The following is a 14,326-nucleotide window of genomic DNA, read 5'->3' as shown; positions in this document are numbered from 1 at the left end:
CGGCGGCGCCGGCCGGATACGTCGCCAAGGGTCGACAGCTCCGGCAATTCATGGGATCAAGCCGCGCCCATCCAAGGAGAACGGCGTAATGGAACCGAATACCCAGGCTTTGATCGACGAGATCAATCACGCCATGCGCAATATCGATGCCGGCATGACGGCGATCATGGCCTTCGTCGCCTCGATCCCCGGCGCCAAGGATGTCGATATCGAAGCCGTCAAGGTGCGCCTGAACGTGCCGAGCAATATGAAGGCCGGCACGCGCCAGCCGCCGCCGAACATCGTCGTCGCCGAAGTGCTCGACCGGCTGAAGCGGATGGCCGACAAGGAATAGCCGAAAGGCAGGAAATTGCCGGCGCGCGGACCCGTTCCGCGCGCCGCTTTTTTGCCCCGCGCCGGGAGCGCACGGTCTCCGCCACAGCCATTCCCCGACGGCCCGAAAGCCGTCGCGCCGCGAAACGCCAGTTCCGCCGCAGTATCGGGCACGGCGTCATCTTGGCCGCTACCTATGCGCGGCATCGATCTACTGCGACCCGCCTGGATTGCGGCAGGCGAACGCGCCGCTTAGCGCGCGAGCTCTCCTGCACAGAATGCGTGCACGGACGCTCAACCTCGGCTATACGCTCCGTCGATAATTCCAAAAGTCGGCAACACGACCGAACGGGCGGGCCCGCCCAGGCAGGCCAACGCACCCGCGTCCCGCGTGGGTAAAAAACCCCGGTCGCTGCTGCTTCGTCCTCGTGGAGCCCATTTGCCATGACATCGACCACCGCGGCGGCCCTGCCCGCCGCCCCCGCCAATTCTCGCTCGCGCGTCATCCTCGCGAGCCTGGTTGGCACGACCATCGAATTCTATGATTTCTACGTCTATGCGACGGCGGCCGTGCTGGTCTTCCCGCATCTGTTCTTCCCGCCCGGCAACGAGACGACGGCGCTGTTGAACTCCTTCGCCATCTTCGGCGCGGCGATGGTGGCGCGGCCGATCGGCGCCATCTTCTTCGGCCATCTCGGCGACAAGCGCGGGCGCAAGATCACGCTGGTCGGCGCATTGCTCACCATGGGCATCGCCACCTTCCTGATCGGCCTGCTGCCGACCTATGCGATGGTCGGCTGGTTCGCGCCGGGGCTGCTCGTGCTGCTGCGCCTCGCGCAGGGCTTCGCGATCGGCGGCGAATGGAGCGGCGCGGCGCTGGTCGCGACGGAAAACGCGCCCGCCGGAAAGCGCGCCATCTTCGGCACCTTCCCGCAGCTCGGCGCGCCGGTCGGCTTCATCATCGCCAACGGCCTGTTCCTGATCATCGCCGCGCTGATGCCCTCCGACGATCCGTCCCGCCCGTCGACCGCCTTCCTCGACTGGGGCTGGCGCATCCCGTTCCTGTTCTCGGTCGTGATGGTGATCGTCGGGCTCTGGGTCCGGCTGAACCTCGTCGAGAGCGCGGCCTTCGAGAAGACGGTCGAGACCGGCAAGGTGCAGAAGGTTCCGCTCGCCGCCGCCTTCAAGCTGCATTGGCGGCAGCTGATCCTCGGCACCTTCTACATGCTGGCGACCTATGTGCTGTTCTACCTGATGACGACGTTCTCGCTCAGCTATGGCCGCGCCGCGATCGACGCCGCGCTGCCGGGCCTCGGCTACGACTACCGCACCTTCGTCGTCATGATGATCATCGGCGTCGTCTTCTTCGGCATCTTCACGCTCGCGTCCGGCCCCTGGGCCGATCGCTGGGGCCGCCGCAAGACGCTGATCTGGATCACGCTCGCCATCATCCTGTTCGGCCTCGTCTGGGTGCCGCTGCTCGCCGCCGGCACGGTCGGCGTCATGGCCTGGCTGATCCTCGGCTTCACGCTGATGGGCATGACCTTCGGGCCGATGGGCGCGCTGCTGCCGGAACTGTTCCCGGCCAATGTCCGCTATACCGGCTCGGGCATCTCCTACAACGTGTCGTCGATCCTCGGCGCCGCCGTGGCGCCCTTCGTCGCCGTGGCGCTCTGGAGCTATGGCGGCGGCAGCCCGTTCTGGGTCGGCATCTATTTGTCGGCGATGGCGACGCTGACGCTGATCGCGCTCATCGCCGGCAAGGAGACCAAGGACGTCGACATCGACGCGTAAGCACCGGCTTCGTCCAGTCCATCTTTTACGGCCCGCGCTTTCGCGCGGGCCGTTTTCGTTTGGGCGCCTCAGCCGAGATCCGGCAGGACGCGCTCGAGCGTGGCGCGGCGGGGCTCGAGGAAGGCCGGCAGCTTCAGCGACTGGCCGAGACCGGCCAGCGGCTCGTCGACGGCGAAGCCCGGGACGTCGGTGGCGATCTCGAACAGGACGCCGTTCGGCTCGTGGAAATAGACCGAGCGGAAATAGGCGCGGTCCTTCTGCCGTGTCGTCCGGAGGCCGTGGTTCGCCACCAGCCTCTCGACCATCGCCGCCTGCGCCGCGTCGTCGGCGGCGCGGAAGGCGACGTGATGCACCGACGCAGCGCCGAGGTTTCCACGCGGAAAGCCGGGCGCGACGCGAAGGTCGACGATGCCGCCCTGCCCCTCACCCGCGACCTGGTAGCGAACCGTCGTCCCCTCGCTCGCCGTCTCGGCGAAGCCGAAGACGTCGGCGAGGATGCCGCCGGTCGGCTGCGCGTCCTCGATCAGCAGCGTCACCGAATGGAAGCCGCGGATCGCCATCTCGGCCGGAATGTCGGCCGCTTCCCGTCCGGGCTCGCTTTCCGCGCCGGCGACGCCGACCAGCGCCAGCCGCATGCCGTCGGGATCGCGGAACGACAGCACCGGCTCGCCGAAACGCCGCGCCGGCGTCTCGTGTGCGACGCCCTTCTCGACGAAGCGCTGCGCCCAGTAGCCGATCGCGGCCGCCGGCACGCGGAACGCCGTCTCGAAGGTCTCGCCGGTGCCGACCTGGCCCTTCGACGCCGTCTCCCAGGGGAAGAAGGTCAGAAGCGTGCCCGGATGGCCCGCCTCGTCGCCATAATAGAAGTGATAGGTGCCGGGATCGTCGAAATTGACGGTCTTCTTGACGAGGCGCAGCCCGAGAATGCCGGCATAGAACCCGAGGTTGCGGCGGGCCGGGCCGGAGATCGCGGTAACGTGATGGATGCCGTTCGACATGGGGATCTCCCGTGGCTCAAAGCGCGAAATCCGCGCTTGTTCGAGCCCCATGTAGGTCGCCGGAGCCGCTTCGGCCATGCCGCCGCCACAGCCTGGCGTTGAACAGCCTGTCCACCGGACGGGTCTTTCACCGCGAGGCGGAGATGGAGCAAAGGAATCCATTTGACTCCGCAAAAGCTCACTTATACGTATAAATAATACGTATAAGGAGGAGCATCGGTGTCGAGCAGGCCAACCCAGAAGGATGTCGCCATCCGTGCCGGCGTCTCGCAGGCGACGGTGTCGATGGTGCTGGGAGGCGCCAGCACGCAGTCGGTCTCGGCCGAGACCGTGCAGCGGATCCGCGCCGTCGCCGAGGAGCTCGGCTATGTCCCGAACCGCTTCGCGCAGGCGCTGAAGACGCGCCGGACGATGACCATCGCCTGCATCGTCCCCGACATCACCAACCCCTTCTATCCGGGCCTCATCCGCGGCGTTCAGAAGATCGCCCAGGAGCGCGACTACGACGTCATCGCCGTCAACACCGACGGCGTGCCGGCGCGCGAGCGGCACTTTCTCGACTGGGCCCGGCAGGGCCGCGTCGACGGCGTCATCGGCGTCTTCTTCACGGTGCGCGTGCAGGATTTCGTGCCCCTGCTCAACACCGGCGTCCCGGTGGTGCGGATTGAATCGGCCAAGAAGCGAGGCGGCGATCTCGCCGTCGACGACATCTTCGTCGACAGCCGGGCCGCCGCCGTCGCCGTCACCGAGCACCTCATCGCCAAGGGCCATCGGCGCATCGCCATGGTGGCGGGCAGCGGCGGACCGCAGGGTGTGCGCGTCGAGGGCTATCGCGAGGCGCTCGCCCGCGCCGGCATCGAGCCGCTGGTCGCGATCGAGAGCGCCTTCAGCGAGGCGGGTGGATTTCGCGCCGCCGAGGCGATCCTCGCCACCGGCTACGAGCCGACCGCGATCTTCGCCGCCAACGATTTGATGGCGATCGGCGTCATGCAGGCGCTGCGCGAGCGGGGCATCGACATCCCCGGCCAGATCGCCGTCTTCGGTTTCGACGACATCTCGGCGGCGCGGCTGGTGACCCCGCCGCTCAGCACCGTCGCTCAGTTCCAGGACCGGATGGGAGAGAAGGCAGCCGAAATCCTGATCGACCGTCTGAGCGGATCCCGCTCGGGCGGAGGCACTACCGAGGAAATGCCGTTCCAGCTGATCGAGCGCGGCACGGTCTAGACGTCAGACTGATCTCAGGAGGAAACCATGAACAGACGCACATTCATCGCCGGATCCCTCGGGCTCCTCGCCAGCACCGCCCTGATCGGCAGCGCCCTCGCGGGGGGCAAGCCCATCACCTGGTGGTACGAGGCGGCCGATCCGCAGCAGCAGGGCTTCATCAAGACCGGCATCATCGAGCCCTTCAATGCCGACCACCCGGACCTCAAGCTGACCATCGACTATCGCGGCACCGAGCTCGACAAGCAGATGCGCGTGGCGCTTCTGTCCGGCAACGGCCCCGACATCGTCTATACCGCCGGCCCGACCTATGTCGCGCCGATGGCCCGAGCCGGCCAGCTGCTGCCGCTCGACGACTATCTCACCCGCTTCGGCTGGGGCGACCGCATCCTCCCCGTCTTCATCGAGATGGGCAAGTATGACGGCAAGCTCTATGCGCTGCCGAAGACCTACGAGACGCTCGGCCTCTTCTACAACAAGACCCTGTTCGAGAAGCATGGCTGGAAGGCGCCGACGACGATCGCCGAGATCGAGACGCTGGCCGACGCCATGCTGGCCGAGAAGATCGTGCCCTTCGCCTCGGGCAACGCCAACTGGCGCCCGGCCAACGAGCACTATGTCTCGATCGTACTGAACTCGATCGCCGGTCCGGAGAACGTCTACAAGGCGCTGAAGGGCGAGATTCCCTGGACGGCCGAGCCCTTCGTCAAGGCGATCGATACGCTGAACCGCTGGTGGCAGAAGGGCTATTTCGGCCCCAACTACTTCTCGCTCACCGACGAGCAGGCCTTCGCCCAGATGGCATCCGGCCAAGCCGGCATGATGCCCACGGGCACCTGGCAGTTCCAGCGCGTGAACACCTATTTCCCGCGCAACAACGCCGAGGCCGGCTTCGTCGGCTTCCCGAGCGCCGAGGGCCTCGCCGGCCCGGTCTATCCGCTCGGCGTCGGCTCGACCTTCTCGATCGCCTCGGCTTCCAAGAACGCCGACGGCGCCGCGACGGCGATCGACTACATCTTCTCCGACCGCACCTACGGCGTCATGAACTCGGTCTGGCCGGGCGAGTGGAACACGCCGCTGGACGACCTGTCGAAGGTGAAGGTCGACAACGGCCTGCCGCTCTACAACGAGACGATGAAGACACTGGCCGACGCCGTCGGCGACAACCACTACGGCTACACGACCTGGACCTTCCTGCCGCCGGCGACCGATTCCTACCTGGTCAGCGGCATCGAGGAAGTCTGGCTCGGCCGCACCACCACCGCCCAGTTCCTGGAGCAGTTGAACGCGTCGTTCCTGCAGGAAAAGGCCGACGGCAAGGTGCCGGCCATCCCGGCCCGGTAAACCCCACGCCTGACGGAGCGGCGGCGCGATCGGCGCCGCCGCGCCTTCCCGCGGAGAAACCAGCATGCATCGGCTCTATCTCGTCCCGACATTGCTCATCAATGTCGTCATCATCCTTATTCCGGCACTCCTGACCATCGCGCTGGCCTTCTTCCGCTGGGACGGCATCACGACGCCCGTCTTCATCGGCTTGCAGAATTTCCAGGCGCTCTGGTACGACCGCGTGTTCTGGACGGCGCTCACCAACAATCTGATCTGGACCGGCATCTTCCTGACGATCCCGATCTTCATGGGATTGCTGGCGGCGACGCTGCTGCTCGTCGCCAAGCGCGGCAGCATGTTCTTCCAGGTGATCTATTTCATGCCGATGATCATCGCGACCGCCATCCTGGCGCGCGTCTGGCAGGGCATGATCTACAGCCCGGTCTCGGGCGTGAACGGCATGCTCCAGCGCATGGGCTTCCCGACGGTCGACCCGCTGACGCAGCCCTCCACCGCGCTACTCGGCATCGCCACCGTCGACCTCTGGCACTGGTGGGGCTTCCTCTGCGTGATCTTCTTTGCCGCGCTGCGCCAGGTGCCGCAGGAGCAGATCGAGTTCGCCCGCGTCGAAGGCGTCAGCTTCTGGAACACGTTGCGCTACGTGCTGATCCCGGCCATCCGGCCGACCATCACGCTGATGATGATCATGACCGTCATCTGGTCGTTCCTCGTCTTCGACTTCGTCTACATCCTGACCCAGGGCGGCCCCGCCTTCTCCAGCGAAGTGCTCTCCACCCTCGCCTATCGCAGCGCCTTCTATGACCTCGCCGTCGGCAAGGCCGCGGCCGTCGCCGTCGTCATCAGCCTGTTCGGCCTGATCGCGACCGCCTTCTACATCCGGGCGCAGGCCAAGGAGTTCCACCAGTGAAGCACGAAGTGAAACTCGTCGAGAGCCGGACGACGCTCCTCCTGACCTATGGCGTGCTCGTCATCGCGCTTGTTATCACGCTGTTCCCGATCGCGCTGCTGGTGCTCAATTCCGTCAAGCCGGCGGCGCAGATCGTGCAGAATCCGCTGGCGTGGCCGGAAACCTTCCGCTGGGACAATTTCACCCGCGCCTGGGAAGACGCCCGCTTCTCGACCACCATGCTGAACTCGGCCATCCTGACGGCGACCACCATCGTCCTGGTGTGCTCGACGTCGTCGCTGACGGCCTATGTTCTGGCCCGGCGCAAGATCGAGAGCTGGAAGATCGTCACCTTCTACCTGCTCGGCACCACCACGGCGCCGATCCAGCTCTTCCTGTTCCCGCTCTATTTCGGCTTCGCCAAGCTCGGGCTGATCAACAACCCCTTCGCCGTGGCGCTGATCTACACGGCGATCTTCTCGCCCTTCGCCGTCATGCTGCTGCGGACCTATTTCCTCGCCATTCCGCGCGAGCTGGAAGAAGCAGCCCAGATCGACGGCGCCAATCACTGGCAGATCTTCACCCGGGTGATGCTGCCGATCGTCTCGCCCGGCATCCTGACCGTCGCGCTGATCATCGGGCTCTATTCGTGGAACGAGTTCCTGATCGCCACGACCTTCCTGCAGGGCTCCGACAACATGACGGCCATCGTCTCCTTCTTCCTGCTGAGCGGCCAGTACAGCTCGGACTGGGGTGAGATCATGGCCGCCGCGCTGATCATCGTCCTTCCCGTCGTCATCCTCTTCGTCCTGCTGCAGCGCCGCTTCATCGAAGGCATGGCCGGCGGCTCGGTGAAGGGCTGAGAACAAAGTTTCCATGGAGGCAACATTGACCCTACCGAACGATTATCTGGACCGCGTCTATGCCGGCGTTCTCGGCAAGCTGATCGGCGTCTATCTCGGCCGCCCGTTCGAGGGCTGGACCTACCAGCGCATCATGGAAGAGCTGGGGCCGATCGACTATTACGTCCACGATCGCCTCGACCAGCCGCTCGTCGTCACCGATGACGACGTCGCCGGCACCTTCACCTTCGTCCGCGCGCTGGAAGACTACGGCATCTCGCCGGACCTCAAGGCCGAGGACATCGGCAAGGCCTGGCTCAACTACATCGTCGAGGAGCGCTCGATCCTGTGGTGGGGTGGCGTCGGCAACTCGACCGAGCACACTGCCTGGATCAACCTGAAGAAGGGCATCCCCGCCCCCGCCTCCGGCTCGATCGCCGTCAACGGCCAGCCGGTCGCCGAGCAGATCGGCGCGCAGATCTTCATCGACGGCTGGGCGCTGGTCGCGCCGAACCAGCCGAAGCTGGCGGCGAAGCTCGCCGAGCAGGCCGGCAAGGTCAGCCATGACGGCGAATCCGTCTATGCGGCCATGCTCTGGGCGGCGATGGAAGCGGAAGCCTTCAAGAGCCGCGACATCGACCACCTGCTCGATGTCGGCCTCTCGGTCATCCCGGCCGACAGCCTGATCGCCAAGCTGATCGCCGACGTCCGCCGCTGGCACAAGGAGAACGCCGACTGGCGCGTCGCCCGGCAGCTGATCCAGGACCATTACGGCTACGACAAATATCCCGGCAACTGTCACGTCGTGCCGAACCACGCGCTGATGATCATGTCGGTGCTCTATGCGCCCGACGATTTCCAGAAGGCGCAGATGATCGTCAACACGTCGGGCTGGGACACCGATTGCAACGCCGGCAATGTCGGCTGCCTGATGGGCATCATGCTGGGTCTCGACGGCATCGAGGCCGGCCCCGACTGGCGCGGCCCGATCGCCGACCGTCTGCTGATCTCCTCGGCCGATGGCGGCAATTCGATCAACGACGCCGTCCGCGTTTCCTACTACCTCGCCAATCTCGGCCGCCTGCTCGCCGGCGAAGGCCGTCTCGACAAGCCGAAGGACGGCGCGCAGTTCCACTTCTCGCTGCCGGGCAGCCAGCAGGGTTTCCGGCCGCAGGGCGGCTTCACGGCGAATGCGTTCCTCCGCGTCGGCAACGAGGAGTTCGGCCCGGCGCGCGCGCTCTCGATCGGCTACGAGGCGCTCGGCCCCGGCCAGGAAGCGGCGGCGATCACGCCGACCTTCTCGCCGCCCGAGCTGCTCAACATGCGCACCTACGACCTGATGGCGACGCCGCTGGTCTATCCGGGCCAGGTGGTGACGGCGCGCCTCGTGGCGCCGGCCGCCAACAAGGGCGCCGTCGAAGCTCGCCTGCGTCTGCGCGTCTATGACGGCGCCGACAAGCTGCGCGATGTCGACGGCGAGGCGGTGACGCTCGCCCCCGGCGCCGACACCGTGCTCTCGTGGCGCCTGCCGGAGCTCGACGGCCAGCCGATCGCCGAGATCGGCGTCGTGCTGACGGCATCCGGTCCGCGCGCCGACGGCAAGATCCTGGTCGACTATCTGCGCTGGGACGGCGCGCCGGAAGTGACGCTGAAGCGTCCGGCCGGCGACGGCGATTTCTGGCGCATGGCCTGGGTCAACGGCGTCAGCTTCTTCTCGAAGCGCTTCCCGCCGAGCTTCCGCATCTCGCAGTCGCTCGGTGACGGCATCGTCTCGCACGGCACGCGCGAATGGACCGATTACGCGCTCGACGCCGACATCATGATCCATCTCGCCGTCTATGGCGGCGTCGCGCTGCGCGTCCAGGGCCTGCGTCGCTACTACGACCTGCGCGTCACGCAGAGCGGCGAGTTGCAGATCGTGCGCGTCCGCGACGACAAGGAAGTTGTCCTGGCTTCGAAGCCGTTCGACTTCGTGCTGGAGCAGGCGATCCCCGTCCACGCCAAGGTCGTCGGCTCGACGATCTCGGCCACCGTCGGCGGCGTCGCCATCGAGGCGACCGACGACAGCGCTGAAGCGTTCCGGGATGGCGGCATCGGCTTGACCGTCCGCGAGGGCGCGCTCTCGACCGACGCGGTCAAGATCTCGGCCGCCTGATCGCGGCTATAACAAATCACGCAGGGGGCCCTGCCCCCTGCGTGATGCAGACCATGCGTTGAAAAGCGTCAGAGCTTCGCGAGAAAGAGCCGGATCAGCCGGACGCTCTCTTCCGTGATGCCGGCGATGAGCGTCTCGCCCTTTTCCGCCGTCGACGGACGCGGGTCGCCGAACACGCCGGACTTGTTGAAGCTGTCGAGCCCCATCGGCTCCAGCCCGAACGTCTCGGGGAACACCGGATATTCCGGCGCCGCCTTGTCCATCCGCACCAGCTCCGGCTCCAGCGCCAGCACCATCGAGGTCTCCACCTCGTCGGCGTGGTAGAAGGTCGGCGCCGCCGGCTCGCTGTCGCAGATCTTGGACGCGATCGCTTCCATGCCGGGATAGTCGAGATACATCACCGGGAAGCCGGCCTCGACCTTCAGCACCTGCGCCGCTTGGCTGATCGCGACGCGATTGCCGAAATGGCCGTTGATGATGATGAGCGCCTTGACGCCCATCCGCTTCAGGCCGCGGCCGATATCGAGGAAGATCGCCCGCATCGTGTCCGAGGACAGCGACAGCGTGCCGGCGAAGCCCTCGTTGTTCCACGCGTCGCCATAGGCGATCGGCGGCAGCAGCAGGCCATCGATCTCGGCGGCGATCCGCCTTGCCACGCCCTGCGCCATGATCGTGTCGGTCGAGAGCGGCAGATGCGCGCCATGCTGCTCCAGCGCGCCGACCGCGAGCACCGCGACCGCGCCCTTTTCGAGCGCTTCCTTCACTTCCGGCGACGTGGCGGCATGAAGATCGAGCATGGCAATCAGTCTCCGGAGCGGCCGCGCCGGAACGGCACGCCGAGGGCTGCGGGTGCGCCGCCGCGTCCGACGAAGCCGGCCAGCACAATGATGGTGAGAACGTAGGGAAGCATCAGCATGAACTGGAACGGCACGCCGGTCGGCAGCAGCTGCGCGCGCAGCTGCAGCGCGTCGGCTGCGCCGAAAAGGAGCGCTGCCAGCAGCACGCCGACGGGATGGCGGCGGCCGAGGATCAGGATCGCCAGCGCGATATAGCCGCGTCCCGCCGTCATGTTGTCGATGAAGATGCCGGTCGCCGAGAGCGACAGGAACGCGCCGCCAAGACCGGCGAGCGCGCCGGAGATGGCGACGGCGAGATAGCGGATGCGGTAGACGTCGAGGCCGAGCGTCTCCGCCGCTTCCGGATGTTCGCCGACGGCGCGGATGTTGAGGCCGAGGCGGGTCTTTGCCATCACCACCCAGGCGACGACGACGAGGCCGAGCGCGACATAGGCGAGGAGATCCTGCCGGAACAGCAGCGGGCCGATCAGAGGGATATCGGCGAGCGCGCCCAGATCGAGCGGCGGGAAGGCGTCGATGCGCGGGCTCTGCGTGCCGGAGCCGAAGATCAGCCGGTAGAAAAAGGCGGTGACGCCGACCGCGAGCAGGTTCATCGCGATGCCGACGACGACCTGATTGGCGCCGAGCGTGATCGTGTAGAAGCCGAGGATCAGGCCGAAGACGATGCCGGCGAGAACAGCCGCGAGGACGCCGAGCGCCAGGCTGCCGCTCAGGAAGGCGGCGACGAAACCGACAAAGGCGCCGATCAGCATCGCGCCCTCGAGGCCGATGTTGAGCACGCCGGAGCGCTCGGAAAACAGCCCGCCGAGTGCTGCCAGCATGATCGGGATGGCGAGCCGCATCGAGGCGGCGAGGAAGCCGGCAAGCACCGGATCGGTGAGGAAATTCAGGAACTGCATGGAACGGGCCTCTCGCTCGAGGCTTCGATATGGGCCGTAGCAGTCGTGGCTCCGACGCCTATTTCACCCTCGCCGTCATCCCGGGCTTGGCCCGGGATCCATGCAGCCGCCTTCCGACGGAAGCTGTATGGATCCCCGGGACGACGCCGGAGATTGGTGGTGAGAGACAAGACAGTCCTCATCTCGCGCCTCCGCCAAAAAGCCGGTCGCGCAGCATGGCGAGCGCCGGGCGGCCGAGGAGGAACAGCACGACGAGGCCCTGGATCACGGTGGTGAGCGTGCCAGGAACGCCGGCCGCCGATTCCATCGTCGTGGCGCCGATCTGCAGCGCCGCGAACAGGAAGGCGGCGGCGAGCACGCCAAACGGGTTGGTCTGGCCGAGCAGCGCCACGATGATCGCCGTGTAGCCGAAGCCGGGCGACAGGTTCTCGATCATCCGCCGCTGCACGCCGGAAACCTCGGCGAAACCGGCGAGCCCCGCCAGCGCGCCGCAGATGAGAAAGCCGAACAGGATGGTGCCGCGCACATTCATGCCGGCGTTCAGCGCCGCGCGTGGGTTAAGTCCCACGACGCGCAGGCGAAAACCGTTGGTGCGCTTCCAGAGGAACAGATGGGCGAGGATGACGGCGATGACGACGATCAGGATGCCCGCATGCAGCCGCGTGCCAGAGAGCAGCACCGGCAGGCGCGCGTCGGCCGTCAGTCGCGCGGTCTGCGCCAACGCCGCATTGGGATCGCGCAGCGGCCCGTGCAGCAGGAAGCCGACGAGGTGGATCGCGACATAGTTCAGCATGATCGTGGTGATCAGCTCATCGGCGCGGAAGCGCAGCTTCAGCCAGGCGGCAAGGCCCGACCAGAGCGCGCCGGCGATCATCGCCGAAAGCCCCATCGCCGGCAGCAGCAGATAGCCTGGCAGCCCTGCCCCCGCCACGCCGACGGCCGCCGCCGCCGTGCCGCCGAGAAAGAGCTGGCCCTCGGCGCCGACATTGAACACGCCGGCCCGGAAGGCCAGCGCGATGCCGAGGCCGCAAAGCGCCAGCGGCACGGTGCGCAGCAGCGTCTCGGCGAGGCCGTTGCGGCTGCCGAGTGCCGCCTCGAACAGCGCCGAATAGGCGGTGATTGGATTGACGCCGACGGCGGCGATCAAAGCCGCGCCGACAACGAAGGCGGCCAGCACCGCGAAGATGCTGCCGGCGAGCGCCGGCGGCAGTTTGAATTTCGCGGCGGGCATCGGTTCGACCGCGCTCATGCCGTCCGTCCCGCCATCATCAGTCCGAGCCTTTCAACCGTCACTTCGGCGCGGGCGAGTTCGCCCATGATCGCGCCCTTGAACATCACGACGATGCGGTCCGACAGCGCCAGGATCTCGTCCAACTCCGTCGAGATCAGCAGCACGCCGGCGCCGGCCGCCCGGCGCGCCAGCAACTGCCGGTGCACGAAGGCAGTCGCGCCGACATCGAGCCCGCGCACCGGCTGCACCGCGACGACGAGGTTTGGCGCACGCGACAGTGCCCGGCCGAGCACCACCTTCTGCTGGTTGCCGCCCGAGAGCGTGCCGACCTTCTGGTTCGCGCCGGTCGCGCGCACGTCGAATTCGGCCATGATCCGCCGCGCATTCTCGGCGATGGCGCGGCGGTCGAGCCAGCCGCGCTTCGAGAGCGGCGCGTCGCCGGCCTGCTCCAGAATGAGATTGTCCTCGATCGACATCGGTCCGACGATCGCCGTGCGGTGCCGGTCCTCGGGGATATGCGCGAGGCCGAGCGCGATGCGACGCGCCACCGAGGCCGCCGTCACGTCCTCGCCCATCAGGCGGATCGTGCCGGCCTCGGTCTTCGCAAGGCCGACGATCGCTTCGGCGAGTTCCTGCTGGCCATTGCCGTCAACGCCGGCGACGCCGACGATCTCGCCCGGCCGCACTTTGAGGCTGGCGCGATCGACCCGGATCGTTCCGCGCCCATCGCGGCAGACGACGTTTTCGACGGCGAGGATCGGCGTCGCCGTCGCCCGCGCCGGCTGGCCTGCGGCATCCGGCTCGGCGCCGGCCGCTTCCAGCGACGGCACGTCTTCCAGCTTCGGCAGCTCGATCTCGGAACCGACCATCATCCGCGCCAGGCCGCGTGCGTCGGTGTCCGCGGTCTTCGCAGAGGCGACGACCCTGCCCTGCCTGAGCACCGTGACGCCGGAGGTGAGCGCCATCACCTCGTTCAGCTTGTGGCTGATGAAGAGGATCGCCGTGCCCTCGGCCGCCAGCGAGCGCAGGATGCGGAACAGCCCTTCCGTCTCCTGCGGCGTCAGCACGGCGGTCGGCTCGTCGAGGATCAGGATGCGGGCGCCGCGATAGAGCGCCTTCAGGATCTCGACGCGCTGCTGGCCGGCGATCGACAGATCGGCGACGCGCGCATTCGGATCGACATCCAAGCCATAGGTATCTGCCAGATCGCGGATTTTCGCCGCGGCGGTCTTCAAATCCGGGAAGACGCGGCCGGTCGAGGCGAGGCCGAGACAGACATTCTCCGCCACCGTCAGCGTCGGCACGAGCATGAAATGCTGATGCACCATGCCGATACCGAGCCGCATCGCCTCATGCGCCGAGCCGAGCGGCTCGAGTTTGCCGTCGATGCGGATCTCGCCCGCCGCAGGCTGGAGCAGGCCGGCGAGCGCCCGCATCAGCGTCGACTTGCCGGCGCCGTTCTCGCCGAGCAGCGCGTGGATCTCGCCCCGGTCGACCACCAGGTTGACGTCATCATTGGCGACGAGCGGCCCGAACACGACGCGGATGCCGCGCATGTCGAGGAGAGGGTTGGCGGAAGCTGTCAAATCGGTCCTCTCGCCGTCTGGCGGGCCGGGAAGCAAACAACTGTCGGGAGGCTGTCGCAGCAGCCATCCCAAACTCCGTCATCCCCGCGAAGGCGGGGATCCATACAGCCGAAACATCGTCGCCTTAAGCGCGGTCCGCCACGGCTGAATGGATCCCGGGTCAAGCCCGGAATGGCGGCGGAGCATGCAAATGGC

Annotated in this window: 12 protein-coding genes; 7 read left to right on the top strand and 5 right to left on the bottom strand. The window is 67.0% G+C overall.

Features of this window, described 5'->3' with window-relative positions:
* Positions 1 to 88 precede the first annotated feature (88 nt).
* Together K32_RS06530 and K32_RS06525 are read left to right on the top strand one after the other, a co-directional pair.
* Positions 89 to 334 (top strand): hypothetical protein, encoded by a 246-nt coding sequence (locus tag K32_RS06530; RefSeq protein WP_201403241.1) that lies wholly within the window; start codon positions 89 to 91, stop codon positions 332 to 334.
* A gap of 422 nt (positions 335 to 756) precedes the next feature.
* The gene (locus K32_RS06525) at positions 757 to 2,106 is read left to right on the top strand and encodes an MFS transporter (protein WP_201403240.1); all 1,350 of its coding nucleotides are present in this window, start codon (positions 757 to 759) and stop codon (positions 2,104 to 2,106) included.
* A 68-nt stretch (positions 2,107 to 2,174) separates the two neighbouring features.
* Here K32_RS06525 and K32_RS06520 read toward each other — a convergent pair whose 3' ends face one another.
* Positions 2,175 to 3,104, bottom strand: coding sequence for a ring-cleaving dioxygenase (locus tag K32_RS06520; RefSeq protein WP_201403239.1), 930 nt, complete (start codon positions 3,102 to 3,104; stop codon positions 2,175 to 2,177).
* Positions 3,105 to 3,323: 219 nt separating this feature from the next.
* On the opposite strand from K32_RS06520, the gene K32_RS06515 reads away from it, so the two are divergent.
* The 5 genes from K32_RS06515 to K32_RS06495 all read left to right on the top strand — a co-directional run bounded on the left by K32_RS06515 (position 3,324) and on the right by K32_RS06495 (position 9,558).
* Entirely contained in the window at positions 3,324 to 4,328 is a 1,005-nt protein-coding gene (locus K32_RS06515; RefSeq protein ID WP_201403238.1) for a LacI family DNA-binding transcriptional regulator, read from the top strand.
* A 27-nt stretch (positions 4,329 to 4,355) separates the two neighbouring features.
* Positions 4,356 to 5,672, top strand: a complete 1,317-nt coding sequence (locus K32_RS06510) for an ABC transporter substrate-binding protein (protein ID WP_201403237.1) — start codon at positions 4,356 to 4,358, stop codon at positions 5,670 to 5,672.
* A gap of 64 nt (positions 5,673 to 5,736) precedes the next feature.
* The gene (locus tag K32_RS06505; RefSeq protein WP_201403236.1) at positions 5,737 to 6,582 is read left to right on the top strand and encodes a carbohydrate ABC transporter permease; all 846 of its coding nucleotides are present in this window, start codon (positions 5,737 to 5,739) and stop codon (positions 6,580 to 6,582) included.
* Positions 6,579 to 7,424 carry a carbohydrate ABC transporter permease gene (locus K32_RS06500; protein WP_244669877.1) on the top strand — a complete coding sequence of 282 codons (846 nt, stop codon included), beginning with the start codon at positions 6,579 to 6,581 and terminating at the stop codon, positions 7,422 to 7,424. Before K32_RS06505 ends, K32_RS06500 begins: the two co-directional genes overlap by 4 nt.
* Before the next feature lie 25 nt (positions 7,425 to 7,449).
* Complete coding sequence (locus K32_RS06495) at positions 7,450 to 9,558, top strand: ADP-ribosylglycohydrolase family protein (protein WP_201403235.1); 2,109 nt, start codon at positions 7,450 to 7,452, stop codon at positions 9,556 to 9,558.
* A 68-nt stretch (positions 9,559 to 9,626) separates the two neighbouring features.
* Here K32_RS06495 and K32_RS06490 read toward each other — a convergent pair whose 3' ends face one another.
* The 4 genes from K32_RS06490 to K32_RS06475 form a co-directional block, all read right to left on the bottom strand.
* Positions 9,627 to 10,355, bottom strand: coding sequence for a creatininase family protein (locus K32_RS06490; RefSeq protein ID WP_201403234.1), 729 nt, complete (start codon positions 10,353 to 10,355; stop codon positions 9,627 to 9,629).
* Positions 10,356 to 10,360: 5 nt separating this feature from the next.
* Positions 10,361 to 11,314 carry an ABC transporter permease gene (locus K32_RS06485; RefSeq protein ID WP_201403233.1) on the bottom strand — a complete coding sequence of 318 codons (954 nt, stop codon included), beginning with the start codon at positions 11,312 to 11,314 and terminating at the stop codon, positions 10,361 to 10,363.
* Between the two features lie 178 nt (positions 11,315 to 11,492).
* Entirely contained in the window at positions 11,493 to 12,563 is a 1,071-nt protein-coding gene (locus tag K32_RS06480; RefSeq protein WP_201403232.1) for an ABC transporter permease, read from the bottom strand.
* Entirely contained in the window at positions 12,560 to 14,131 is a 1,572-nt protein-coding gene (locus tag K32_RS06475; RefSeq protein WP_244669876.1) for an ABC transporter ATP-binding protein, read from the bottom strand. Before K32_RS06475 ends, K32_RS06480 begins: the two co-directional genes overlap by 4 nt.
* Between the last annotated feature and the right edge of the window lie 195 nt (positions 14,132 to 14,326).

The organism is Kaistia sp. 32K, from assembly GCF_016629525.1.
Taxonomy (GTDB): domain Bacteria; phylum Pseudomonadota; class Alphaproteobacteria; order Rhizobiales; family Kaistiaceae; genus Kaistia.
The sequence above is the reverse complement of the archived record's forward strand: the minus strand, read 5'-3'. Positions and strand labels throughout refer to the sequence as shown.

What these genes read in the sequence shown, in the direction of transcription:
- K32_RS06530 (WP_201403241.1), top strand. Translation starts at nt 89, where the DNA reads ATGGAACCGAATACCCAGGCTTTGATCGACGAGATCAATCACGCCATG.
- K32_RS06525 (WP_201403240.1), top strand. Translation starts at nt 757, where the DNA reads ATGACATCGACCACCGCGGCGGCCCTGCCCGCCGCCCCCGCCAATTCT.
- K32_RS06520 (WP_201403239.1), bottom strand. Translation starts at nt 3,104, where the DNA reads ATGTCGAACGGCATCCATCACGTTACCGCGATCTCCGGCCCGGCCCGC.
- K32_RS06510 (WP_201403237.1), top strand. Translation starts at nt 4,356, where the DNA reads ATGAACAGACGCACATTCATCGCCGGATCCCTCGGGCTCCTCGCCAGC.
- K32_RS06505 (WP_201403236.1), top strand. Translation starts at nt 5,737, where the DNA reads ATGCATCGGCTCTATCTCGTCCCGACATTGCTCATCAATGTCGTCATC.
- K32_RS06490 (WP_201403234.1), bottom strand. Translation starts at nt 10,355, where the DNA reads ATGCTCGATCTTCATGCCGCCACGTCGCCGGAAGTGAAGGAAGCGCTC.
- K32_RS06485 (WP_201403233.1), bottom strand. Translation starts at nt 11,314, where the DNA reads ATGCAGTTCCTGAATTTCCTCACCGATCCGGTGCTTGCCGGCTTCCTC.
- K32_RS06480 (WP_201403232.1), bottom strand. Translation starts at nt 12,563, where the DNA reads ATGAGCGCGGTCGAACCGATGCCCGCCGCGAAATTCAAACTGCCGCCG.